This is a genomic window from Telluria sp. LT2P80 (assembly GCF_059685955.1).
Genome location: NZ_JCASIO010000004.1, coordinates 360292 through 384890, shown reverse-complemented (window position 1 = coordinate 384890; position 24599 = coordinate 360292). Strand labels below are relative to the sequence as shown.

Sequence of the window (24599 nt, the reverse complement as noted above, 5' to 3'; positions counted from 1 at the left end):
TGCTGCCCTCAGGCAAAATTTTTCGCATAATCACGACGTTGCAGTCCAACACTTCCACTCCCGGACCCACACATCCGGCGGTGCACCGATCAGCACCCGGCAAGACATGATGAAGTTACTCACCTTTAGTACCCTATATCCCAATTCGCAGCAACCGAACCACGGTATCTTCGTGGAAACCCGGTTGCGCTACCTGATTGCCAGCGGGCAGGTCGAGTCACGTGTCGTCGCACCAGTGCCATGGTTTCCCCTCAAGGGAGAGCGCTTCGGTCATTATGGCACCCTGGCCAAGGTGCCGCAGCGCGAAACACGCAATGGCATCGACGTCACGCACCCACGTTATCTAGTGCTGCCGCGCGTGGGCATGAACGTCACGCCCTACACGCTGGCGCACGCGGCAAAACGGGAAATCGGTCGCATCCTCGACAGCGGTTACGATTTCGACGCCATCGATGCCCACTATTTCTATCCGGACGGCGTGGCAGCGGTGATGCTTGGCAAGTACTTCAACAAACCCGTGGTGATCACTGCCCGCGGCACCGACATCAACCTGATTCCACAGTTCGCGCGGCCGCGCCAGTTGATCCTGGACGCGGCGCGCGACGCCGACGGCATCATCACCGTGTGCAAGGCGCTCAAGGACGAGATGGTCGGCCTGGGCGTGGCGCCCGACAACATCACCCCGCTGCGTAATGGCGTCGATCTCGAGCGCTTCGCGCCGCTTGACCGCGCAGCCGCGCGCGCCGCCGTCGGCCTGGCGCCGGGGCGGTTCACGCTGTTGTCAGTGGGCCTGCTCGATCCCCGCAAGGCACATGACCTGATCATCCGCGCCCTGCCCCAGTTGCCGGACGTCGACCTCCTGATCGCCGGCATTGGTCCGGAAAAAAACAATCTGGAGCGTCTGGCGCGTGAATTGAACGTACAGGACCGTGTCAAGCTGCTGGGCAGCGTGCCGCAGACCGAACTGAAAACGTATTACAACGCCGCCGACACCCTGGTGCTGGCGTCCAGCCGCGAAGGCTGGGCCAATGTGCTGCTCGAAAGCATGGCGTGCGGTACCCCGGTGGTGGCCAGCGATGTGTGGGGCACGCCCGAAGTGGTGGCGGCGCCGGCTGCTGGCGTCCTGATGCCGCAGCGCACCCCCGAAGGCCTGGTCGCGGCGCTGAGCCAATTGCGCGCTAACTACCCGGCGCACAGCGCCACCCGCCGCTATGCTGAAGACTTTGGCTGGCAACCGACCACCCAGGGCCAGATCGACCTGTTCCACTCCATCTTGGCGAGAAAAGCCGCGTGAAAATCCTTTATCACCACCGTACCCGTTCGAAAGACGGTCAGTACGTCCACATCGAAGAAATGATCCGCGCACTGCGCGCCGAAGGCCATGAGGTCGTGATCGTGGCCCCGCCCAGCGCCGAAACCGAATCGTTCGGTTCGGACGCCGGCCCGGTTGCCTGGCTCAAGCGCCACCTGCCCAAGACCTTCTATGAATTGATGGAGCTGTCGTATTCGCTGGTCGCGTACCGGCGCTTGGCCAAGGCTGTCAATGAGCACCGCCCGGACGTGCTGTATGAACGCTACAACCTGTTCCTTCCAGCGGGCATCTGGCTGGCGCGCAAGTACAAACTGCCGATGCTGCTCGAAGTAAATGCCCCGATCCTGGAAGAGCGCACCCATTACGACGGCCTGGCGCTGACGAAACTGGGCCGCTGGTCGCAGGCCTATGCCTGGCGCAACGCCGACATGGTGCTGCCGGTCACGCACGTGCTGGGCGATATCGTGCAGGCCTACGGCGTGCCGCCGGAACGCATCGACGTGATCCCGAACGGCATCGACCCTGAACGCTTTGCCGGCGCGCCGGACGTGGAACAGGCCAAGCGCGCGCTGGGCCTGCAGGATGTGCTGGTGCTGGGCTTTACCGGTTTTGTCCGCGACTGGCATGGCCTGGACAAGGTGATCGAACTGATCGCGCAGGATCCGCCGGATGCACGGCGGCACCTGCTGGTCGTCGGCGACGGCCCCGTGCGCGCCACGCTCGAACAGCAGGCGCGCGACCTGGGCATCGGACACCGCGTGCAGTTCACCGGCATCATCGGCCGCGACGACGTGGCGCGTTACGTGGCCGCCTTCGACATCGCCCTGCAACCGGCCGTGGTGAAGTATGCTTCACCCTTGAAGCTGTTCGAATATCTGGCGCTGGGCAAGGCAATTGTCGGCCCGGACCAGCCGAATATCCGCGAGATCCTGCGCGCCGACCACAACGCCGTGCTGTTCGACCCGGATGCGCCCGGCGGCCTGGCGGGCGCGGTCAAGCGCCTGTGCGACGATCCGCTGCTGCGCGCCCGCGTAGCGCAAGGCGCGCGCGACGCCATCGACGAGCAGCAGCTGACGTGGCGCGCCAATGCGCGCCGCGTCGTCGCCCTTTTCGAGAGACTGCAGAAACGTGCGTGATCTAATCCTGTTTGCCGCGTTTTTAGCGGTCATCCCCTTCATCTTCAAGCGGCCCGTGGTGGGCACCCTGGCCTATGCCCTGGTCAGCCTGATGAACCCGCACCGGCTGACCTACGGCTTCGCAACTTTCTTCCCGTTCGCGATGTACCTGTGCATCGCGACGCTGTTGGCGCTGTTGATATCGCGCGAGAAGAAGAAGCTCCCGATGTCGCCTCCGGTCGTCGTGCTGCTGCTGTTCTTTGCCTGGTACACGATCGGTGCCATGCTGGCGCAGGACCCGGCCGCGGCCTGGCTCGACTGGGACCGGGTCAGCAAGATCATGCTGATGATCTTCGTGACCATGATGACCGTGCGTACCGTCAGTGATGTCAAGCTGCTGGCGCTGACGGTAGCGCTGTCGCTCGGTTTCTGGGGCGTCAAGAGCGGCATCTTCGTGCTTGTCAGCGGCGGTGGTCAAGGCCTTAAGGGCCCGTCCAGCAGCTTCATCGGCGACAACAACACGCTGGCGCTGGCGCTGGTGACCATCACGCCGTTGATCGCTTACCTGATCACCCAGGTCGATTCCAAGTGGCTCAAGCGCGGCGTGATGGGGATCGCGGCGCTGACTGCGCTGGCGGCGATCGGCTCCTATTCACGCGGCGCGCTGCTGGGCGCCTGCGCCATGGGCTTCTTTCTGTGGCTCAAGTCGAATCAGAAGTTCAAGACCGGCCTGGCCATTGCGGTGGTAGTCCCGCTTGTCTTGATGAGCATGCCGCCGGAATGGACCGGCCGCATGCAGACGATCGAAACCTATGAGGAAGACGCCTCGGCCACCGGACGCATCAATTCCTGGATGTTCGCCGTCAACGTGGCCAATGCGTTTCCGCAAGGTGGTGGGCCAAACGTGTTTTCACCCCATATGTTTATGTTGTACGCCCCGAATCCGGACCGCTTCTATGACGCGCACAGCATCTACTTCCAGGTACTAGGCGAACTCGGCTACTTTGGACTGGCGTTGTTCCTGACCCTGTTCGCGGTTAGCTGGCGCCTGGGCTCTAAGGTAATACGGTTCTGTCGGGGCCAAGAAGAGCTGGGATGGGCTTTGATGCTGGCACGAATGTGTCAAGTCAGTATCATCGGCTACATGGTGGCTGGCGCCTTCCTGACAATGGCGTACTACGATTTGATCTACTACGTGATCACGATCCTGGTCGTACTCGACAAAGTGCTGATTCGATATCCGCAGCCCGACAATACGCCACCGATGCGGATCGGCTTGGTCGAATGGTACCGCAAACGCATTCAGTCCAAGGCGGCCGCCACAGCGCAGCGCAAGGCGCGCTCGGCGTTTCCGCGCTAGGCGGTCACAGCAGCACTTCCAGCGCCGGCGGATGGCCCAGGAACATGGCCGGGCTGGCGCTGGCGCCGTAGGCACCCGACTGGAACACGACGACCAGGTCGCCGATCCGGGCATGGCCCAGTTCCATGCGGTCAGCCAGGATATCGAGCGGGGTGCACAGCGGACCGGTGGCCGAAGCCAGGCTGCCATCCGGCGCCATGCGGTTACCGATCGCCACCGGATAATTCTTGCGGATGACCTGGCCCAGGTTGCCGGAGGCCGCCAGGTGGTGGTGCATGCCGCCATCCAGGACCAAAAATACCTCGCCGCGCGAGACCTTGCGGTCGATCACGCGCGCAACGTACACCCCGGCCTCGCCCACCAGGTAGCGGCCGAGCTCAAGCGCCAGGCGCGCCTCTGGCAGCGATTGCGCCAAGCGTGGCAGCCAACCGGCCAAGTGCTCGCCGAGCGGCGTCGGGTCGATCCGCGCCTCGCCCGGAAAATACGGGATCCCCAGGCCGCCGCCGATATTGAGCTGGCGCACCGTGAGCGGACTGTCGCTGGCCAGACGCAGGGCCAATTCAATGCTGTGCGACTGCGCCTCGATGATGGCATCGAGACGCAGGCTCTGGGAACCGCAGTAAATGTGGAAACCCTTGAAATCCAGGCCCAGCGCCGCGACCTGATGCAGTATCTGCGGTGCCTGCTCGGCATCGATGCCGAACGGCTTGGCGCCGCCACCCATGCGCATGCCCGAGGATTTCAATTCGAATTCCGGATTGATGCGCAGCGCCACGCTTGGCATGATGCCCAAGAGATCGCCGATACGCGCGGCGTTGTCCAGCTCATGCTGCGACTCGATGTTCAGGCACGCACCGGCGGCAATCGCTTGGGTCAGCTCGGCCTCGCGCTTCGCAGGCCCGGCAAAGCTGATCCGGCCCGGATCGATGCCGGTGTCGAGCGCGATTTTCAATTCGCTACCGGATGCAACATCCAGTCCATCGACCAGGTCGGCCATATGCTGCACCAGAGCAGGCATCGGATTGGCTTTGATCGAGTAATGCAGGGCGATCTGCGCAGGCAAGATCGCGCGCAGACTCGCCACGCGCGCGCTGCACAGGGCGCGGTCGATGGCGTAGAACGGCGTGCAGCCTACGCGCTGCGCCAGCCGGGGCAGCGCGATGCCGCCGATGTGCAGGACGTCGTCGACGACCGGGAAGTGAATCTGGGGAGCGTGCTGGGGCTTGGTACCGGTCATGGGCTGCGGTCGAAACGGGTGAATGATGTCGGCGTTAGCTGCCGGTCTGGGGTGTTTGCATTAACGACATCGACTGTCTGAGCAAATTGCGGTCGATCTTGCCGTTCGGGTTGCGCGGCAACGCGCCGGCGTGCAGCACGATGTGCGCTGGCACCATATAGGCCGGTAACCGGCGCCGGCTGTCGGCAAACAGCGCTGCCAGCAACGCGGCCGCATCGTTCTGATCCGGGGAAGCCACAGCCACCGCGACGATGGCTTGGCCAAGCGTCGCATCGTCGACGCCGAACACCGCTACTTCGCTGACGAGGCCACTGGCCTGCAGAACGCTTTCGACTTCGGTCGGGCTGATGCGGTAACCCGAGACCTTGATCATCTCGTCACCGCGGCCGACAAAATACAGGAAGCCATCGGCATCGCGGCGCACAGTATCGCCCGACCAGACGGCCAGTTCGGGCAACGGCAGCGCTGGGTCCTGGCCAGGCGCCGGGCGGAAACGCTGTGCCGTGCGCGCAGGGTCATTCCAGTACCCCAGCGCCACCAGGGCGCCGCGGTGCACCAGCTCGCCCGGCTCGTCGGCGTCGCACAGGCTGCCGTCCGGACGCACCACCAATACCTCGGCATTCGGGATCGCGCGCCCAATCGAGCCGGGACGACGCGCCAGTTCGGCCGGCGGCAGATAGGTCGAGCGAAAGGCCTCGGTCAAGCCATACATCAGGAAGATCGCGGTATGCGGCAGCGCTGCCTGCAACGCCTGCACGGTCACAACCGGCATGGCGCCGCCGGAATTGGTGATGAAGCGCAGCGTGCAATCGGTCGGCCAGGCCAGGCGCGCCAGCGCAATCCACAGCGGTGGCACGGCGGCCAGGCCCGTTATGCGGTGCTCGCGCACGGCGGCCACGATATCTCTGGCGAAAAGGTGGTTCATCAGAACCACCGAGGCGCCGCGCAGGAAAGCGGTGGTGAGCTGACTCAAGCCATAATCGAAACTGAGCGGCAGCACCGCCAGCAGGCGGTCGGCGGCAGTCAGTCCAAGATAGTCCGCCACACTGGCCGCGCCAGCAACCATGTTCCGGTGCGACAGCACTACGCCCTTGGGCGCGCCCGTGCTGCCCGAGGTGTACAGGATGGCCGCCATATCGGTGTCGATGCGGCGGTGTGGTTGATACGCTGCACCGCGCAGGGCCTCGAGCGCATCCCAGTGCAAGATGGCGGGCCCCGTCGACAGCGCCGCTGGCGCTGCGCCGGCGCTCAGCAGCAGCGCACTCAGGTCGTGACAGCCGGCCAGTACGGGCGCGAGCAGCGCCAGGCGTTCCGGAGTCGTCACCAATAGCCGCACATTGCAGTCGGCCAGGATATAGGCAACCTGCTCGGGCTTGAGCAGTGGATTGACCGGCACGAACACGCAACCGGCGGCGGCCGCGCCGAACATCGCGACCACGTTTTCGATCCGCTTTTCCATGTAAATCGCGATCCGCTCGCCCGGCCGCATGCCGTGCGACAACAGCAGTGCGGCGGCAGCCCTAACCTGCTGCGCGAGTTTGACGTAGGTACATCGCACCGCGCCGTCGGCCAGGGCCTCGGCACCGGGTGTGCGCGCTGCACTGTCAAAGATGCTGTCGTGGATCAGGTAGCTCATTGCGATTCGGGCCGCAGCCCGCGTCAATAGTGGATGGCGCGCCGGCGCGGGCGCATCTGCCATATTACCAGTTCGGTCAGCCTAGCTAAAGCCGCGCGCCACCGACAGGATGTCGCGCACCGTGCGCAGCCGAGGGTAGTCGATCAGCGAGCCGAGCACGGCGCGTACAGCGTCGGTGCGGCGGCCAGCGCGCAGGTAGGCGTAGGCCAGTTGCATGCGCACCGCGTGGCGCTTGGCGCGGTAGCCGGCGCGCACCGGCGCCGGTGCGCCCTGCAACAGCGGCGCGAGCGACTCGACCGAGGCCAGGAAATCCTCGACCGCGCGTACCGGGTCCTTGCGCAGGGCGCTGGTCGGGTAGATATGATAAAGCGCGACGATGCGCGGCACCACCCCGGCCTTGCGGCTGTCGGCCACCAGGCGCACGAACAGATGCAGGTCCTCGCCCACCCGGTGTCCGACCGGAAAGCCCCCCAAGCGCAAGAATTTCTCGCGCGGGAAGCTGATGGTGCGGGTTTCCATGAAGCCGTCGCCGATCAGGTCCTCGAAGTCGGCCACCGCCAGCGGGATGCGTTCGGCGTGCGGATAGCGCGCCAGCAGCTTGCGTCCGGCTTTGCTGTGGGCGATGAAGGTACCCATCGGCTTGCCTTCGGGATTGCGCATCTCCTGGTCCGCCAGCAGGAAATCGAGGTCAGGTTCGTCGCGGATCCAGGCGGCGTGCAGTGCTAGCCGGTCGGGTGTGAATTCGTCGTCGGCATCGACGAAGGCCAGCCAGTCGCCGCTGGCCGCTTCCATGCCCCGATTGCGCGCCGCCGAGACCCCGGCATTGGACTGGTGCAGGTAGATGATTCTGCCGGCGAATGCTTGCACCACCCCGGCGGTGTCGTCGTTCGATCCGTCGTCGATGACGATGATCTCGTGTGCGGCATGGGTCTGGGCCAGCACTGATTCGATGGCGCGCGCCAGCGTCGACCCATTGTTGTAGGTCGGGATGATAACGGAAAATGTCGGCATGGCTAAGTCCTGGTTCATGACGCGGCCAGCCTCGCTTCGAGCTGGGTCATGCTCATGAACTGGCCGCCCAGCTCGTCGCGGAACCAGGCGCAGTAGTCGCGCACTGTGGCAATGAAGCGTTCCAGGTCGGCCGCGTCGCGCACATACGGCGTATGCCCCGGCGCCATCGACGGGCTGTGGTAGGTCAGCGAAAACACCTGGCAGCCGTCTCGGTGCAGGGCGGTCGAGAGGCGCCGCATCTCGGCGCCGGTGGCCACTTCGGGACTGAGGCGGATCCGTTCGAGCGCGCCGCTGCGCGCCAGGATGCCGCCAAGGCGCGCCGTACGCGCCAGCGGTTGCTGGGCCAGCGCATACAACGCCGGGCCGTGGCTGCGCAGCCACCCGGCGTAGCCGGTAGTGACCGGCAGCTCGAGCAGCGTGCGCCCGCCTGCTTCAAAGCGGTAGGGATGCTCGTCGAAAGCGCTGAAATCGGGACCGTCGTCGTGGATGAACGAGGTGTAGGGCACCACGCTCGCATCGATCCGGTAGCCAAGTGCTGCGATCGATTCGGCGGTGTGCGCGCCCAGCCCGTAGCGACCAGCCTTGAACGCTACCGGCGCGCGGCCGAACGAGCGCGTGATCGCCTCGGTTAGCAGGCGTAGCTTGTCATACTCGAGCTGGCGCGGCAAGTTGCCTGCATAGGAGTTAAAGCGCGACACCTCTTCATCATGCGGCGGCGAGACCCAGGGGTGCAAGTGGGTGCCGATCTCGCAGCGCCCCTCATCCATCATGCCGCGAAGCACGGCCACCGATTCCGCCGTGGTGGCCACCGGCCAGTCGATGACGTAGGTCGGCACGATCCCGAATTCGTCGAACACACGCTGGTGCATCAGCGGCTGGCTGGCAATCGAGCCGGTGCCGGTGCTGGCGCGGTCGAACGGCCGGTCCCAGGCGAATTCCTCCTCGGTGTCGATGATGACGAGCATCACCGGGCGTTCGTTCGGCGACAGGCGCGCCGGGACAGGGTTATGCATGCCTAACATGTGGTGGTTTTCCGCAGCTGCGCATCGGACGCGCCAGCAGACCGCGCCAGCGCGGTCAGGCAGTCGTCGATGCGCTGGTAGGTTGTCAGGAAGGTGGTTTCGTCGCGCCCCTCGGGATCGCGGATCTGGCTGTCGCCGGCAGGGAGTACGTCGCCCAGCAAAAAGATGCGATGGCGCAAGTGCGGATAGCGCGCTGCCACGGCGTCAAGGTTGATGTGGTCGAATGCGATCACCAGGTCAGCCGCCTCGAGCAACTCGGCGCTGGCATGGCGCGAACGATGCGCCGACATCGACACCCCATGCCGGGCGGCGGCGCCAATCGCGACAGCGGGCGAGCCGCGCCGGTTACGTGGCAGCATGCCGGCCGACGAGAAGCGCAGGTGGGCCGCATCGAACAGCTGGCCAGCTTTCAGCTCGGCGTAGCTACTGCGATTGATATTGCCCTGGCAAATGAACAGAACTTCGAGCGGACGGCCACCGGCACCATCGACCAGTTCGGCCAGGCGGCGCTCCAGCCCGGCGCCAAGGGGCACTGCCGCCGGCCTCAGGCGTTCGCGCAGCGCGCCCATGCGGCCGCCGATCAGCTCACGCAATTCGCGCAAGCCCGGTCGTGGGTCGTCCAGCACCAGGGTATCCTGGCGCTCGCGTCCGATCAGGACCCGGTGCAGGCCCCAGGCCCAGGACAGGCAGTGCGCCGCCAGTTTCAGCGGGGTACGGGTCATGCCGGCTGCAGCCGAGCGCGCCTGCCACATATCGAGTACCAAGTTGCGGCAATAGCGCCCGGCCGGATAGGACACGGGCACGGTCGCCTGGCCGAGCGCCAGCAGCAGATAGAGACGGTATGGGAAATCAACCCCGATCGATACTGGCAGCGGCAGCGAACCCCAGGGACGCGCATTGACCTCGATCAGGATCCAGCCATCGGGCCCGACCTTGAATTCGAACATTGCCAGGCCGGTATAGTGGCTGGCGCGCACCATACGCTCGACTGCAGCCAGGCGCGCCGGGTCGAGCGGCATGCTCTTGCGGTAGTAACCGCTGCCGTTGAGTTCATGAGCGCGCTGGTGCTCGAACGCCTGCAGCACCGCGCCTTTGTGACACAGGACAGACACTCCGACGCCAGCGCCAGGGAACATCTGCTCGAGCAGAATCGGACCGGCGCCGTGGTCGTGCTTGTCCAGCCAGGCTTGCAAGGCGGCGCGGGTCTCGACGATGCGGGTGCTGGTGCGCACATAGAGCTCGGGCAGCGCATACGACATCGGTTCCTTGATGACCACCGGCAGGCCAATATCGGCCTCGATGCGCTCGACGCTGTCGTCGGGCGCCAGCATGCGCCCGTGCGCCACTGCGACATCGCAGGACTGGGCCAGTTCGCGCGTGCGCACCTTGTCGAAATAGACGTCGAGCGCCTCGGGCGAAGGGATCGCCAGTGCGGACAGGGGCGCCAGCACATCGCGGTGCAGGCACAGCGGCAGCAGCCCGCGCTCATCGCACGGCACGACCATCGCGAATCGGTGTTCGCGCAGGAGGGTCTGGATCGCATCCAGCCAGGCGAGCCCACCGTCGAGGTAATACGGCAGGAAATGAGTGGTCGTGATATAGCGCGAGGCCAGCGCTGGCGCGCCGAAATCAAACGGCGCCGCATGTACCTCGAGGCCCTGGCGCCCGAGCGAGCGCACGGTGGCCAGGAAGCTGCGCGTATCGTCGCCGATCACGAGCACCTTGTCGCGCGCCCTCATGCCTGCCTCCCGCGCAGCAGCTGGCGCGCGGCCAGCCCAAGCGTGTATAGAGCCCATTTGAACGACAGGCGCGCCGCCAGGGCGCGCCGCGCATACTGCAGGCCCAGCGCGTGGCGCCCGGCGTCGGACAGATGGCGCGACAGGCGGCGCAGGATATCGCCCTCATACGAGTGGCACAGGGCGCGGATCGGGGCGCTTTCAACGCTCAGCGCGATATGCTGTGAGACCAGCGCCGACAGCAGCCAGCGTTCGGCCTGGAAAAAGCTGCGCGACAGGTTGTCCTGACGTGTCGGATCCGGCACATTGTGCTGGGCCACGACTTCAGGATTGTAGAAAATGGCGCGCGCGGCGTCGGCGGCGCGCCAGAAGAAGTCACGGTCCTCTTCATACGAAGTACGGGTCCAGAAGCCACCGATGGCCTGGGCGGTGGTGCGGCTGACGGCCACGATATTGAGCTGGGCAAAACCACCGCCACGCACCAGCTGGTCCAGGTCGACCAGGTAGCCGTGAGCATGCGCGCGCGGCTGGCTGCCGACCAGCGCCGTCAGTTGCGGCAACCAGCGCGCGCGCTCGACGCTGCCGCTGGATGCGACTGCGGTCTGGTCTGCGATATACAGGTCCACCTTCAGATCCGCATCGAACACCTCGGCCATGGCAGCCAAGTGGCCATCGCCGGTCCAGAAATCGTCGTCGTCGCAGAAGGTCACAATGGCGCCACTCGCCGCCGCGATGCCGGCGTTGCGCACCTGTGACGGGCCGCTCCCGGGACCGCCGGAAGCGCCCAGCTCGATCAGGCGAAACCGGCTGTCGAGCTGCTTCCAGAGGGCAGGATAGGCGGCGCGGGTAGTGCCATCGGAGGCGTCGTCAACCACGATGACGTCAAAATCGGCAAAGCGCTGCGCCCGAATCCGAACCAGCGCGCGTTCGAGCAGGACGTGGCGGTTTCGGGTCGGGATGATGACCGAGATCCGGCATGTCGCCGTCGCGTCGCTTTGGCTACTGGACGGGTTGCCGGGAAGGGTGGTGGTATCGTGGGAGGACAATTCTTAGCCTTCAGACCAGAGGTCGCGGTGTGTTCCGCAGGAAATGTTGCAATTATAATATATAGTGTTGCAGAGTCTTGCACGCAATGCCGCGCCACGGCAAGTTTCTACATTCAACAGGGATCGTACACAACTATGCCAATGCGTGAAAGGATCATCCAATACTGGGCCGGCCTAGCTCTGCTGGCCGCAGCGCTGTACGCAGGTGCGCCAGCCTTGGCAGCCACTTCCGGGGCCGAAGGCACACTCACCAGCATCGGGATACTGAACACTGGGGCCGCCCAATCCGGCACTCCATTCACTTTTGGCCAAGCTTTTGCGCCAGGCCGCCTGCGCTCCGGGCAGGGTTTGAGCGGACGCCTGGCCAACGGCGCCGCGGTGGCGCTGCAGGCCGACGTCAAGGCCAGCCATGCCGACGGCTCGGTGCGCCATGCCATCGTGTCGGGCGTGCTGCCCGAACTGGCACCGCGTCAGCTAACCAGGCTCGAACTGCTGCCGGCCGCCGCGCCAGCACCGGTGCGCCCGTCCAGCCTGCGCCAGCTGGCTTCGGCGGGACTGGACGGCAAGGTGACGATTGCTGTCGACGGGGCTCGCTACACAGCCTCGCTGACCGAGGCGCTGGCCGCTGACAAGGCCAGCGCTTGGCTGTCGGGTCCGGTTGTCAGCGAATGGCTGCTCGATGTTCCCCTGAAGAACGCCGCTGGCCAGCTTCACCCCCTGCTTACCGTGCGTTTCGACGTGCGATGGTATTCGGCGCTGACCAAGCAAGCGCGGATCGACGTCATCATCGAGAACGCCAAGACCTTCGCGGCTGGCGCGCGTAACCTGGACTACGATGTCGAAATCGAGATCGCGGGCCGCCTCGCCTACGCGCTGGTTGGCCTGTCCCATTATCACCATGCGCGCTGGCGCCACAGCACCTGGTGGGATCCGCAGCGCGCCCCGGAGCTGCACCTGCAGCCCGATGTTGCCAATCTGATCGCCACTGGCGCGGTGCCGAACTACGACCTCAGTGTAATACCCGACGGCCGCGCCCTTGACGCGCTTGGCAAGCGCCTGGATACCAAGGAGGCCGGTCCGATGAAAATCGGCCCGCTCACCGCATATATGCCCACCGCCGGCGGGCGTAACGACATCGGGCCCTTGCCGGGCTTTTCGGTGCTGTACCTGCTGTCGATGGATGCGCGCGCGCGCGCCGCCATGATGGCAGCGGCAGACGGCTCGGGCAGCTGGCCGATCCATTACCGCGACGAAAGGACGGGCTACCCGGTACGCACCGACAGCGCCGCCAACAAAGGCATCACAACCCATGGCAACCTGGCGCATCGTGGGCCACTGCCGGTGCCGCGCTGCGCTGCGGACGGCTCGTGCAAGACGCCCTACAGCCCCGACACCTCGCACCAGCCCTCGCTGGCCTACCTGCCCTACCTGCTCACGGGTGATTATTACTACTTGGAAGAGCTGCAGTTCTGGGCCGCATCGAATCCACTTGGCACCGATCCGGGCAACGCCGGCGACGGCCAGGGCCTCGTGCGCTGGCAGCAGGTGCGTGGCCAGGCCTGGTCGCTACGCACGCTCGGCCACGCCGCCTACATCACGCCCGATGCCCATCCTCTCAAGGCCTATTTCACCAAACAGGTGGACAACAACCTGGCTTTCTATCATGCGGCCTATGTGGCCGGCAATCCAAACCGGTTGGGCCTGTACGACGGCTCCGGCCGGCGCGCCTTCCAAATCAACGGCTCAGCGCCCTGGCAGGACGACTTTTTGACCTGGAGCTTCGGCCATCTGGCCGAACTCGGCTTTTCTAAAGCGCTGCCGATTCTCGAATGGAAGGCCAAGTATGCGGTCGGACGCATGACTGCACCTGGCTATTGCTGGATCCAGGGCGCGGCATACAGCCTAAAATTCCGTGACGACAAGGGATCGCCACCGTTCGATAACTTTGCCCGGCTCTACACCGCTAATTTCGGCGGCGACAGCATTGCCGCCGACGGCAAAGTGATCAAGCATCCGCAGGGCTTGCGCTACATTGACCAGGAGTGTGCCAGCCAAGCTCAGGCTGACTGGTTGTCGGCCGCCAGCAATCATGGCTGGGAGCGCGGGCGCATGGCCGGCTACGCCAGTTCAGCGAACGGTTTCCCGGCCAATATGCAGCCAGCACTGGCGCTGGCAGCGACCTACGGGATTGACGGCGCCGAGCGCGCTTGGGCCATTTTCGCCGGCCGCGCCAACAAGCCCAACTATGGCGGTGCCCCGCAATGGGCAATCGTGCCGCGCGTGGCGCCGGTCGGGTCGAACGAGAAAAGTGTTACACGGCGGGTACGGGATGCAACACCATAAGTTCTTAAAAATTGTCAATCAGGAAATTTGTTGAGTGGATTGCGTACTATAATATTGTGCGATCAAGCAATAAATTATCTTTTAGCCCTTTCTTACAATACAGGAGTTAGCACGGATGTCGTTCTTCACCAGGGTGATCCAGCGTCTCAAGCGCGACCACTTCCGCGCGCGTTACCTGAAAGCGGCGCGCAAGGTGCTGGCGACCCGGCCAGCTACGCGCGGCACGCTGCCCTTCTTGCTGCTGTCGATGGTGCATTCGCGCGACGTGGTGCCCTACCTGGTGGCGCTCAAGTCGTTCATCCATTTCGCCAATCCCGAGCGCATCGTGGTGGTGTGCGATCCCTCAATTACCGATGACGACCGCGCGCTACTAGTGCGCCATGTGCCGCATATCGAACTGCGGCATGCCGACGAGTTCACCCATCCCGACATGCCGCGCGGCGGCACATGGGAGCGATTATTTGCGATCGCCGGGCTGGCGCGTGAACACTATGTAGTGCAGCTCGACGCCGACACTCTGACCGTGCAGCCGATTCCGGAAGTGTTGGCCGCGATCCAAGCCGGCCATGGTTTCGTGATCGGCGAAGCAACCGATACACCGATCCGCCTGCTACCAGCGGTACGCGAAAATGCGCTGCCTTGGATGGCACCTGACGCGCATATCCAAGGCATTGCCGAAACCGAAATGGTCAACGTCGGCCTGCCGCAGGATGCGCGCTACATTCGCGGCTGCTCGGGCTTTACCGGTTTCCCGCGCTCGGCCACGATGCAAGACACCATGATCGACTTTTCGCGGCGCATGAATGCGAAACTGGGCGCCAACTGGAAGCGCTGGGGCACCGAACAAGTTACCTCGAACTACTTGGTTTCGAACGCTACCGGTACCCAGCCGCTGCCATTCCCGAGATACGGCACGCCCGACCTGGCCACGGCAGACACCGCATTCTTTCACTTCATTGGCTCAATGCGCTTCATCGATGGCAAGTACGAGGCCACCACCCGCCAGGCGCTCGGTTTGATCGACGTCGCGCGGGTCAACTGAGCCAGGACTGCGCGATGCGAGAGCCGATGCGGCGCCTTATCCCTCCGGTGCCGGTGCTGGCCCTGGCTAGCTTCGGTGGCCGAGCCCGGCCGGCGCTACCCTCGCTACTCGACGGCAATGCAGTGCAACTGGTCTCAAGCGGACGGATTGCGATCGGCATGGCGCTACGCGCGCTCGGCATTGGTCCCGGCGACACGGTGCTGGTGCCGGCCTACCACAGCCTTTCGATGATTCCACCGATACACTGGTGTGGCGCCAGTGTTATCTTTTACCGTATCCATTCCGACACTACGGCAGATCTGGACGACATCACGCGCTTGCTCGGGCCGCGTGTCAAAGCCGTGATAGTTACCCATTTCTTCGGTTTTCCTCAAGATTTGACGGGACTGCGCGCCTTGTGCGACACCCACCGGATCGGCTTGGTCGAGGACTGCGCCCACTGCTTCTTTGGCGCGCATGACGGCGTCGCAGTCGGTTCCAGCGGCGACTATGCGATCGGCAGCAGCATGAAGTTCTTCCCGATTTTTGAAGGTGGGTGTCTGGTATCGCGCCGTCACAAGTTGCCCGGGCATTTGCATGGCGCTGGCGCCGGCTTCGAAGCCAAGGCCGCACTGGGTGCGCTCGAATCGGCTTTTTCCTACGGCCGCCTGACGCCGCTGCGCCTGATGCTGGCCTTGCCGCTGCAGCTCAAGGGCACACTGTGGACCCGCATGAAGCAGCGCAGCGCCAGGATCGCCGGGGGAGGAACAGCCCCGGTGCTGGCGCCCGCCTCGTCCGACAGCAGTGTCGAATTCGACCCGCGCTGGGTCGATAAGCGCTCGTCCTGGTTTTCGCGCGCGGTTCTGCGCCTGGCCGGCGGCGCGCGTATCGTCGCGCGCCGCCGGCGCAATTACCTTGCGCTGGAAAGCGCGCTGGCCGGAGCGCCCGGCTGGAGCGCGCTGTTCGCCACACTGCCGGACGGGGCCTGCCCCTGGGTGTTTCCGCTGTTGGCCGAGTATCCCGAGGCGCTGTTCGCCCGCCTGCAGGCCGCTGGCGTACCAATGGTCCGCTTCGGAGCCAGCCTGTGGCCAGGCGTGGACGCCGCCACTTGCGCCAACAGCGCGGCGCTGGGCCGGCAGTTATTCGGCCTGCCGTGCCACCAGGAGCTGAACGATGCCGAAAGCGCCTGGCTGGCCGACACAGTGCGCGTCGCGCTGGAGCAGACTGCAAGGGCGCCGACATGAGCTGGAGCATGGTCCCGGCGCGCGCACTGGCCGGCCCGGCGCACGCTACGCGGTGGCGCGAGCTGCACCATGCCAGTGCCGCCTCGCCACTGCTGGCGCCTGAATTCATAACGGCCGCCCTGGCCGTCTACGGCAGCGGCCGGGAACAACTTGCCTGGCACACCCAGGCGGGCCAGGTCGACGCGATGGCCATTCTGGCGCCTGGCCGGGCCGGCGCCTGGCACACGTTTCAGCCAGCCCAGGCCCCGCTCGGATTCTGGCTGCAGCGCGACGCACACGCACGCCCGGCAAGCCTGCCCGCACTGCTGCGCGCCTTGCCCGGTCCGGCGCTGGTGCTGGGATTGACCCAATGCGACCCGATGCTAATGGCGCGCCCGGCCGACGGCCCTGCGCTACGCACTCTGGACTATATCGAAACGGCCCGCATCAGTGTCGCCGGCAGTTTCGATGATTACTGGCATGCACGCGGCAAAAATCTGCGCACTAATCTGCGCAAGCAGCGCAAGCGCCTGGCGGAAGACGGCGTCGTCACACGCCTGCAGCTAAGCACGGCTGTGGACGAAATGGCGGCCGTGGTCGAGGACTACGGTCGACTGGAAAGCACCGGCTGGAAGGGCGCCGACGGCACCGCCGTCGCCGGCACCAACCAGCAAGGTCGCTTCTACCGTGCTCTGCTTGAAAAGTTCGCGGCCAGCGGTGGCGCCCGCGTATACCGTTACTGGATCGGCGAGCAGCTGGCGGCAATGGACCTGTGCATCGCGGGCGGCGCTTGTCTGGTAGTGCTTAAAACGGCCTACGACGAGCAACTCGAGCAACACTTGGGCGGTGCCGGAGGCCAGCTGTCACCAGCGCTCCTGATGCGCGAAGAGGCAGTACGCGACATCTTTGGCGCGCGACAAATCGAGCGCATCGAATTCTACGGTCGCGTGATGGAATGGCATCGGCGCTGGAGCGAGGAAACCCGGGTGCTTTACCACCTCAATGCCTACCGTTGGCCATGGATCAGACGCCTGCACGCCGGGCGCTGACTGGTTTTTCGCTGTGTCGCCGACTTGCAGCGCGCTAGCACCTCTGCACTATGTTTTTTGATACAACTAATATGCTCAAAACGTATTTTTATTGACTGATTTTTACCGGTTGATGTAATTTTCGCTTGACTTTCATTGCGTTTGTTGCTTTTCAATCTGCTATTTTCGTTGTTTCTGCGCAGAAAATAAGCAAATCAAGCGAAAATTGGAGTACGGAAAGAGTTTCTGGGAGTAAAGTTCAGTTCTCCCAAGAAAACTTCTTCCCAGTACTCATATGACCTCCATCGACCTCCACACGAGCCGTGCGCTCGCCGGCAATGCAGCCGCGCCGACTGCTTTGCCACGTTCGCAGCGCATTGCGCTGATTGGCGCTAAGTTTCTGGGCCTGGCCCTGCTGGGCGGTTGCGGTGGCGGCGGTGCCGTTGCACCTGTGGCGGAGCTGGTAGCGCAGGACGCGAACATTTCAGCGGCCAATACTGTCACCAAGCTGCCCGACAGACTCGCCAACCCAGCCGTCTTAAGTCCATTCACACCGTCTGCCCCGGACGCGATTATCGCCGGCCCGGTCTTGACCGACTTTGAAATCGAGAACGAAGGCACGGCCCAGACCAATGTGCCATTCACGTTCGGCCAAGTGATCGCGCCCGGTCAACTGGGCAAAGATGAAGGCTTGGCGGCGCGCCTGACCAACGGCACTGTGCTGTTTCTGCAGACTGACGTCAAGGCGAGCCATGCCGATGGTTCGGTGCGCCACGTAATCATTTCCGGCATCCTGCCGAAGCTGGCCGCCGGCCAGATCGAGAAAATCCAGCTTGTCAAATCGCGTCTGTCGAAACAAAGCGGCATGACACTGCAGGACCTGGCTCAAAGCGGCTTGAGCAGCAATGTGGCGGCAACGCTGGGCGGGGTTCGCTATAGCGCCACGCTGGCCCAGGCCCTGGTCGCGCCCAAGCCAGTCATCTGGCTGTCCGGCGCCGTCGCCAATGAATGGATCGTCTCGACGCCGCTCAAGGCAGCTGATGGTTCCTCTCACCCGCAACTGAGTGCCAGCTTCGCCGTGCGCTGGTATCCGGGCCTGTCTAAGCAGGCACGCGTCGATGTCACGCTCGAGAATGCCAAGACCTTCCAGTCCGGCGCCTATGTGCTGGACTACGACGTGGCCATTGACGTCGGCGGTCGTTCGGTCTATGCCAAGACCGGCCTGAAGCATTACCATCGCGCGCGCTGGCACCAGAGCGCCTGGTGGAACGGCGCCAGCGCACCGTCTATCCATGTCCGCCCGAACGTGGCCTACCTGATCGCTTCGAAAGCGGTATCGAACTACGACCAGACCAGCAAGCCGTCTGAAGGCCTGCTGGCCACATTTGCCAAGAGTCTCAATGCCAATAATACCGGTCCGATGACGATCGGGCCCGTGGTCGCCTATATGGGTACTACCGGCGGGCGCGGGGACATCGGTCCGCTGCCGATATGGTCGGTGTCTTACCTGCTGTCGCTGGACAAGCGTGCCCGCGACGCCATGATGGCAGCGGCCGAAGGTTCTGGCAGTTGGTCGATCCACTACCGCGACGAAAGCACCGGCCAGCCGTTGCGGGTCGATAACGAAGCGAACAAAAACGTGACGACCCACGGCAACCTGCTCAACGTCGGCCCACTGCCTGCGCCCCGTTTCGCCGCTACCCCGTACTCGCCGGATGTCGCCCACCAGCCCTCGCTGGCTTACTTGCCCTACCTGCTCACTGGCGACTACTACTATTTGGAGGAATTGCAGTTCTGGGCCGCCTGGAACCCGCTCGGCACCGATCCGGGCAACTCGGGCCGAGGCAAGGGCCTGCTGCGCTGGCACCAGGTGCGCGGCCAGGCATGGGCGCTGCGTACGCTTGGCCACGCCGCCTACATTACGCCCGATGCGCACCCACTGAAGGATTACTTCACCAAGCAGCTCGATAACAACATGGCCTTTTATCATGACACCTATGTGGTCGGCAATCCGAACCAGTTAGGCATATACGACGGCTCCGGCGCTAGCGCGTTCCAAATCGGCGGCTCGGCGCCATGGCAGGACGATTACCTCACCTGGAGCTTCGGTTACCTGGCCGAACTTGGTTTCGAGAAGGCGCAGCCGATTCTGCAGTGGAAAGCCAAGTATCCGGTAGGCCGCATGACTACCCCGGGGTTCTGCTGGATCAAGGCTTCTGCCTACTCGCTCAAAATCCGCGACGACGCCAAGTCCCCGGTATACGATAGCCTGGAAAAAGTCTATCTGGCTAATTTCAGCGGCGAGAGCATCGCCAACGAAGGCGGCGTGGCAAAGCATCCGCAGGGCCTGCGCTTCATCGACCAGCCATGCGCCAGTCAGGCGATGGCGAACTGGTTCAACGCTTCCTCCAATTTTATCTGGGGCCCGCGCCGCATGGATGGCTACGCCGATTCAACGCTCGGCTATCCAGCCAACCTGCAGCCGGCCTTGGCGGTGGCTGCGACGGCCGGCATCCCGAATGCGCGAGAGGCATGGAGCCTTTTCAGCAGCCGCGATGCCAAGCCGAAGTATATCAACGGCCCGCAGTGGAATATTATCCCACGTTGATTAGGCGCAGCCGACGACAATTGGCAAGCCAAGGCCTTCCACTACAGTAGAAGGCCTTTTTCATTGTGCGTCCGGACTGTGCCCGTCGCGCGCACTTGCGCCTTCAAGATAACGCCGCAATAGGATATGATTGCATTATATTAATACTTCTACATTAACAGATGAGCACTCAGCAAGATCTACCAGGTGTCATCTTCACAATGCGCTATCCGGACGACACAGGATACGTATGGAACCATATTGCCTACCTGCGTGATGAGGTCAGCGCCCATTTGGCTGGCAAGGCCCGGCCCTATATGGCATTCCCCAGACTTAGCGGCAATCCCAGCTATGCACTGCGCCACATGGCGGCTGTTGAACTTGACTGCTATGACAACTCACCGCAGGGCCGCGCTGCGATCGAGGACTTCGTCCTGCTCTACCGCGTCAAGGTGATCGTGTTCATGAGCGCAATGCCTGAGACGGTCTGCCTGGATCTACTGCGCCGACTCGGCGTGCGCACGCTCAATACCGAAAACGACAGCTTCGACCTCAGCCGCCGTGACGGCTTGCTCAAGCGCAGCGCAAAATTCCTGATGCGGCGCGTGCTGGGACGTCAGATGCACGACTTGCACTTGGCCAACTCCAAGGGACAACAACGATTCTTGCTCGACTACGCGATGCTGCCGGCACGACGCGTAGTGCTGATGACCAACTGCATCAATACCGCACGCTTCATCCCGGGCAACCAGGCCGCCGCGCGCACCCAGACTGGCCTGGCGCCCGGGCGCTTCTGGATTCTGGCCGTATCCCAGGCCCGCGCCGAAAAACGGGTTGAGCAGCTGATCCGCATGATCCACCAAGTGCATCAGGCCCGGCCCGAACGCGCTATCGGTTTCGTGTATGTCGGCGACGGCGAGCTAGTGGCGGGCTGGAAGGCACTAGTGGCCGAGCTCGGACTGCAGGATGTGGTCGTGTTTGCTGGGCGCCAGGACAATGTTTTGCCATGGTATCAGGGAGCCGACCTGATGGTGCACGGTGCAGAGCGCGAAAGCTTTGGCCTGGCGGTGGTGGAAGCCATGTCGTGTGCGGTGCCGGTGGTTGCCAGCGCAGCTATGGGTCCAAGCGAAACCATCCTCGACGGCGCGACTGGTGCGGTCATTCCGCTGAACGATTTCGATGCTTTCCGGCAGGCGGTGCTGCGCTATGTGGACGACCCAGAACTGGCGAAAAAACACGGCATGAACGCGCGTGCGCATGTCGATAAGGAATATAATGTTGTGCATTACAGCAAGGAATTTGCTTACCACATCGTGCGTTTCATTTAGTCACCGCAAGGCTGCTCGCAGCTCTTTCGAGCTTGCGAGCGCGTCGCCCGCCACGACACTTCATTCCTCACTCTTTAGTCCGTTTACCCTATGGCGAACCTGCGCCGCTCGCTGATTATCAATTTTTTCTCGACTTCCGGCTCGACCGTGCTGAAGTTTGTGGTCAGCGTGATCCTGGCGCGCATGCTCAGTCCCAGCGAAATCGGGATCTACTCGATGACGCTGGTGTTCGTTAACTTCGCCCATGTGTTCCGCGATTTCGGTGTCACTCAGTACCTGCAGCGCGAAGCCGACCTTAGTCCCGACAAGATCCGCTCGGCCACCGGCGTCGTCTATACGACTTCGTGGGTGATCGCCCTAAGCCTATTCCTGGCCAGCAATGCGCTTGGCACGTGGTTTGCCGAACCTGAGATCGTGCCGGTAATGCGCGTTCTCGCTCTGGGCTTCGTGCTGATTCCTTTCGGCTCAGTCACCTCAGCGCTGCTGGCGCGCGAGTTCGCCGCTGAAAAACAGGCCATCGTCAACGCCGTCGGCACCATCAGCTTTTGCGTAAGCTGCCTGCTGCTGGCGAAGCTCGGTTTTGGCAGCTTGAGCTTGGCCTGGGCTAACCTGATCAATATCGCGGCCTGCGTGCTGGCCTATATCCCACTGCGTCCGGCTAAGCTGCCGTGGCTGCCATCGGTGGCGCACTGGCGCAGCGTAGTCAATTTCGGTGCCGGTTCGCTTCTAGCGAACATGGCCGGGGCGATTAATAACGCCATTCCTGACATTCTGCTCGGCAAACTAGGGTCGGCCAGCCAGGTAGGCCTGCTCAGCCGTGCCAATTCAACTGTGCAGATATTTATCATGATTGCCGGCTCCACGGTAAGCTATGGGGCGATCTCCTACTTGGCCCAGATTTTCCACCGCAGCGAGTCGCTGGTGCCAACCTTAACCCGCGCTACTGTGCTGCTAACCGGTATCGGCTGGGCCGCACTGGCGCTGACCGCAATACTGGGAGAAGATATTGTGGCGGCGCTATACGGTCCTAGTTGGGCTACCGCCGTTCCAGCCATCCTGCCGCTGGCGCTGGCGGCGGCAGTGGGCATGACCTTCCACTACATCCCCCTGGCAATACTCGCGATCGGCCGGCCCTACCTTAGCGCGGTGCCGACATTAGTCTCACTGGCCGCCCGCATCGGTTTCGGCGTGCTGATGTATGATGGCTCACTGGTGCGCTTCGCTTGGGCGCTATGCGCCGCGACGATCGTTACTATGCCACTGGTGATGTACCAACAAAACCGTTATTTCGGTCTCAGCATGGGGCACCTGGCGCGCGCACTGGCGCCAAGCGCGCTCGTGGCGATCGGCTGCTGTGCTGCCGCCCTGCTGTTGCAGGCGTTGGTGCCAGCAATACTACCGCCGTTAGTCCGCCTGCTGATCATCGGGCTGCCGCTGGCGGCGGTCTGGTACCTGCTGCTGCGCCTGACGCGCCATGAACTGGTGGACGAGGTGCACCGACTGGCAGCGCCAATCAAGGCCCGGCTGGCGCTGCTTCGCCCCAATCCATAAACGTAACCGAGTGCGCCGGCGACTTGCGGCGCCCACTGGAATGGAATTCGCATGTATTTCGAAGAAATCAAGACCATCCTGACCGACGTCCTCAGCCTGGGTGAGAACGGTCGTCACCTGACTGCCGACTCAGCCCTGCTGGGCGCGCTGCCGGAACTCGATTCGATGGCGGTGATCAGCCTCATTGCCGCGCTGGAAGAACACTTCGACATCGCGATCGACGATGACGACATCAGCGCCAGCACCTTCGCCACCTTGGGGAGCCTGACGGCATTCGTGGCTGACAAGCGCGCCCCATGACTGTCGCCGTGGCGCGGCCTGCCGAACCGTTTTTCCTGAAAATGGAAGACGGGCAGCGCTTTTGCCTGTATCACCCGCCTGCCGGCCGCTGCCGTGGCGCGGTCCTGTACGTGCATCCGTTTGCCGAAGAAATGAACCGCACCCGGCGCATGGCCGCGCTCGGCGCGCGCGCGCTGGCGGCATCCGGCCATGCCGTGCTCCAGATCGACCTGGCCGGCTGCGGCGACAGCAGTGGCGACTTTGGCGATGCCCGCTGGGCGCTGTGGAAGGCTGATCTGGCCGCCGGCGCGCGCTGGCTGCGCGAACGCTTCGACGGCCCATTGCGGCTGTGGGGCCTGCGCCTTGGCGCACTGCTCGCACTTGATTACGCGCGCGAGGCGCCCCATTCGGTCGACGGCCTGCTGCTATGGCAGCCTGTGCTCACTGGCTCGAACCACCTGACCCAGTTCCTGCGCCTGCGACTGGCCGGCGCCATGCTGGCCGAAGGCGAGCCCAGTACCAGCGCGCCCGGCAGCACGCAAGCTCTGCGCAACGCCTTGCATGATGGTGAAGTACTGGAAATCGCCGGCTATGACCTCCATCCGCAACTGGCTGCGGCGCTCGATGCGCTGGCACCACTCGATGCGGCTGCGCCGGCCTGTCCGGTCGACTGGATCGAGGCCATTACGGGCAGCAATCAGGGCCCGGCGCCGGGCGCCGCGCGTGCTGAAGTTGCCTGGCAGGGCAAGGGAGTTGACCTGCGCCTGCATCCGGTCGCGTGCGCACCGTTCTGGTCGACCAGCGAGATCACCGAAAACGCGGCCTGGGTCGAGGCCACGGTACTGGCGCTGGAGGCGCGCGTCGATGGAACTTGACGACGTGCAGACCTTGCCGGTACCTGCCCATGGCGGTGCAGTCGATGAACGCGCCCTGGCGTTTGACGGCGGCGGCGAGCGGCTGTATGGCATCCTGACCTTGCCCCCCGCGCCCAGCGCGCGCGGCGTGCTGATCGTGGTCGGCGGGCCGCAGTACCGGGCTGGCAGTCACCGTCAGTTCACTCTGCTGGCGCGCAGCCTGGCACAGGAGGGCATCGCCGCGTTTCGCTTCGACTATCGCGGCATGGGCGACAGCGGCGGCATGGTGCGGGCCTTCGACGACGTCGAAGACGACCTGCGCGCGGCGATTGACACCATGCTGGCCGCCGTGCCCGCGCTGCGCGAAGTGGTGTTGTGGGGACTGTGCGACGCAGCGTCGGCCATCGGCATGTATGCCGCGCGGGATGCACGCGTGGCCGGCCTGGTGCTGCTTAATCCGTGGGTGCGTACCGACGAAGGACTGGCACGCGCCACGCTGCGCCATTACTACAGTGCCCAGCTGCGCAACGGCGCCTTCTGGCGGCGTGTGCTCAGTGGCCAGTTCTCGTGGCGTAAATCCCTGTCGTCACTGGTGGCGCTGACGCGCCAGGCTGCGCGCCAGCCCGGGCCGGCGCAGTCCACGGGGCCAGCGTGCTCGCTTCCGGACCGGATGCATGCCGGCCTGCGCGACTTTGGCGGCCCGATTCTTCTGGTGCTGTCGGGCTCCGACCTGACTGCCCGCGAGTTTTCTGACCTGGCCGATGCCGATGCGCACTGGCGCCGCACGCTGGCACCGCCGCGCGTACGGCGTTACCAGATCGACAGCGCCGACCACACGTTCTCGCGCCGCGAATGGCGTGACCAGGTCGCGCGCTGGACGGCCGACTGGCTGCGATCCTGGTAAGCGCGG

At 64.0% G+C, this 24599-nt stretch carries 19 protein-coding genes; 13 read left to right on the top strand and 6 right to left on the bottom strand.

Going from position 1 to position 24599, the window contains the following annotated elements; translation table 11 throughout:
• The first annotated feature begins 109 nt into the window (after positions 1-109).
• The 3 genes from AC56LW_RS13475 to AC56LW_RS13465 are packed head-to-tail and all read left to right on the top strand — an operon-like array spanning position 110 to position 3787.
• Positions 110-1294, top strand: coding sequence for a glycosyltransferase family 4 protein (locus tag AC56LW_RS13475; protein ID WP_499635294.1), 1185 nt, complete (start codon positions 110-112; stop codon positions 1292-1294).
• Complete coding sequence (locus tag AC56LW_RS13470) at positions 1291-2448, top strand: glycosyltransferase family 4 protein (RefSeq protein ID WP_499635001.1); 1158 nt, start codon at positions 1291-1293, stop codon at positions 2446-2448. The genes AC56LW_RS13475 and AC56LW_RS13470 overlap by 4 nt, the downstream gene beginning before the upstream one ends.
• Complete coding sequence (locus tag AC56LW_RS13465) at positions 2399-3787, top strand: putative O-glycosylation ligase, exosortase A system-associated (protein WP_499634998.1); 1389 nt, start codon at positions 2399-2401, stop codon at positions 3785-3787. The genes AC56LW_RS13470 and AC56LW_RS13465 overlap by 50 nt, the downstream gene beginning before the upstream one ends.
• Before the next feature lie 4 nt (positions 3788-3791).
• Here AC56LW_RS13465 and AC56LW_RS13460 read toward each other — a convergent pair whose 3' ends face one another.
• The 6 genes from AC56LW_RS13460 to AC56LW_RS13435 all read right to left on the bottom strand — a co-directional run bounded on the left by AC56LW_RS13460 (position 3792) and on the right by AC56LW_RS13435 (position 11475).
• Positions 3792-5024: a pyridoxal-dependent decarboxylase, exosortase A system-associated gene (locus tag AC56LW_RS13460; protein WP_499634995.1), complete on the bottom strand. Its 1233-nt coding sequence runs from the start codon at positions 5022-5024 to the stop codon at positions 3792-3794.
• 34 nt (positions 5025-5058) lie between these two features.
• Positions 5059-6660: an acyl-CoA ligase (AMP-forming), exosortase A system-associated gene (locus tag AC56LW_RS13455; protein WP_499634992.1), complete on the bottom strand. Its 1602-nt coding sequence runs from the start codon at positions 6658-6660 to the stop codon at positions 5059-5061.
• 81 nt (positions 6661-6741) lie between these two features.
• Complete coding sequence (locus tag AC56LW_RS13450; protein WP_332531840.1) at positions 6742-7671, bottom strand: glycosyltransferase family 2 protein; 930 nt, start codon at positions 7669-7671, stop codon at positions 6742-6744.
• Between the two features lie 14 nt (positions 7672-7685).
• Positions 7686-8684, bottom strand: coding sequence for a polysaccharide deacetylase family protein (locus tag AC56LW_RS13445; RefSeq protein WP_499634988.1), 999 nt, complete (start codon positions 8682-8684; stop codon positions 7686-7688).
• Positions 8685-8686: 2 nt separating this feature from the next.
• Positions 8687-10432 (bottom strand): arsenate reductase/protein-tyrosine-phosphatase family protein, encoded by a 1746-nt coding sequence (locus AC56LW_RS13440; protein WP_499634985.1) that lies wholly within the window; start codon positions 10430-10432, stop codon positions 8687-8689.
• On the bottom strand, positions 10429-11475 hold the full coding sequence (locus AC56LW_RS13435) for a glycosyltransferase family 2 protein (protein ID WP_499634982.1): 1047 nt from the start codon (positions 11473-11475) through the stop codon (positions 10429-10431). The genes AC56LW_RS13440 and AC56LW_RS13435 overlap by 4 nt, the downstream gene beginning before the upstream one ends.
• 216 nt (positions 11476-11691) lie before the next feature.
• Between AC56LW_RS13435 and AC56LW_RS13430 the strand changes: the two genes are divergently transcribed.
• From AC56LW_RS13430 to AC56LW_RS13385, 10 genes are all read left to right on the top strand, one after another.
• Complete coding sequence (locus AC56LW_RS13430) at positions 11692-13818, top strand: hypothetical protein (RefSeq protein WP_499634979.1); 2127 nt, start codon at positions 11692-11694, stop codon at positions 13816-13818.
• Positions 13819-13933: 115 nt separating this feature from the next.
• Positions 13934-14860, top strand: coding sequence for a glycosyltransferase family protein (locus tag AC56LW_RS13425; protein ID WP_499634976.1), 927 nt, complete (start codon positions 13934-13936; stop codon positions 14858-14860).
• 14 nt (positions 14861-14874) lie between these two features.
• Positions 14875-16083 carry an aminotransferase class I/II-fold pyridoxal phosphate-dependent enzyme gene (locus tag AC56LW_RS13420; protein WP_499634974.1) on the top strand — a complete coding sequence of 403 codons (1209 nt, stop codon included), beginning with the start codon at positions 14875-14877 and terminating at the stop codon, positions 16081-16083.
• Entirely contained in the window at positions 16080-17111 is a 1032-nt protein-coding gene (locus AC56LW_RS13415; protein ID WP_499634971.1) for a GNAT family N-acetyltransferase, read from the top strand. Before AC56LW_RS13420 ends, AC56LW_RS13415 begins: the two co-directional genes overlap by 4 nt.
• A gap of 274 nt (positions 17112-17385) precedes the next feature.
• A complete protein-coding gene (locus tag AC56LW_RS13410) occupies positions 17386-19698 on the top strand; it encodes a hypothetical protein (RefSeq protein WP_332531832.1) in 2313 nt (770 codons plus the stop codon).
• A gap of 161 nt (positions 19699-19859) precedes the next feature.
• Entirely contained in the window at positions 19860-21005 is a 1146-nt protein-coding gene (locus AC56LW_RS13405) for a glycosyltransferase family 4 protein (protein ID WP_332531831.1), read from the top strand.
• Between the two features lie 90 nt (positions 21006-21095).
• Positions 21096-22556, top strand: coding sequence for an oligosaccharide flippase family protein (locus tag AC56LW_RS13400; RefSeq protein ID WP_332531830.1), 1461 nt, complete (start codon positions 21096-21098; stop codon positions 22554-22556).
• Positions 22557-22607: 51 nt separating this feature from the next.
• The gene (locus AC56LW_RS13395; protein ID WP_332531829.1) at positions 22608-22856 is read left to right on the top strand and encodes an acyl carrier protein; all 249 of its coding nucleotides are present in this window, start codon (positions 22608-22610) and stop codon (positions 22854-22856) included.
• Positions 22853-23710 carry a hydrolase 2, exosortase A system-associated gene (locus AC56LW_RS13390; protein WP_499634967.1) on the top strand — a complete coding sequence of 286 codons (858 nt, stop codon included), beginning with the start codon at positions 22853-22855 and terminating at the stop codon, positions 23708-23710. The genes AC56LW_RS13395 and AC56LW_RS13390 overlap by 4 nt, the downstream gene beginning before the upstream one ends.
• Complete coding sequence (locus AC56LW_RS13385) at positions 23700-24593, top strand: hydrolase 1, exosortase A system-associated (protein ID WP_499634964.1); 894 nt, start codon at positions 23700-23702, stop codon at positions 24591-24593. The genes AC56LW_RS13390 and AC56LW_RS13385 overlap by 11 nt, the downstream gene beginning before the upstream one ends.
• Positions 24594-24599 lie beyond the last annotated feature (6 nt).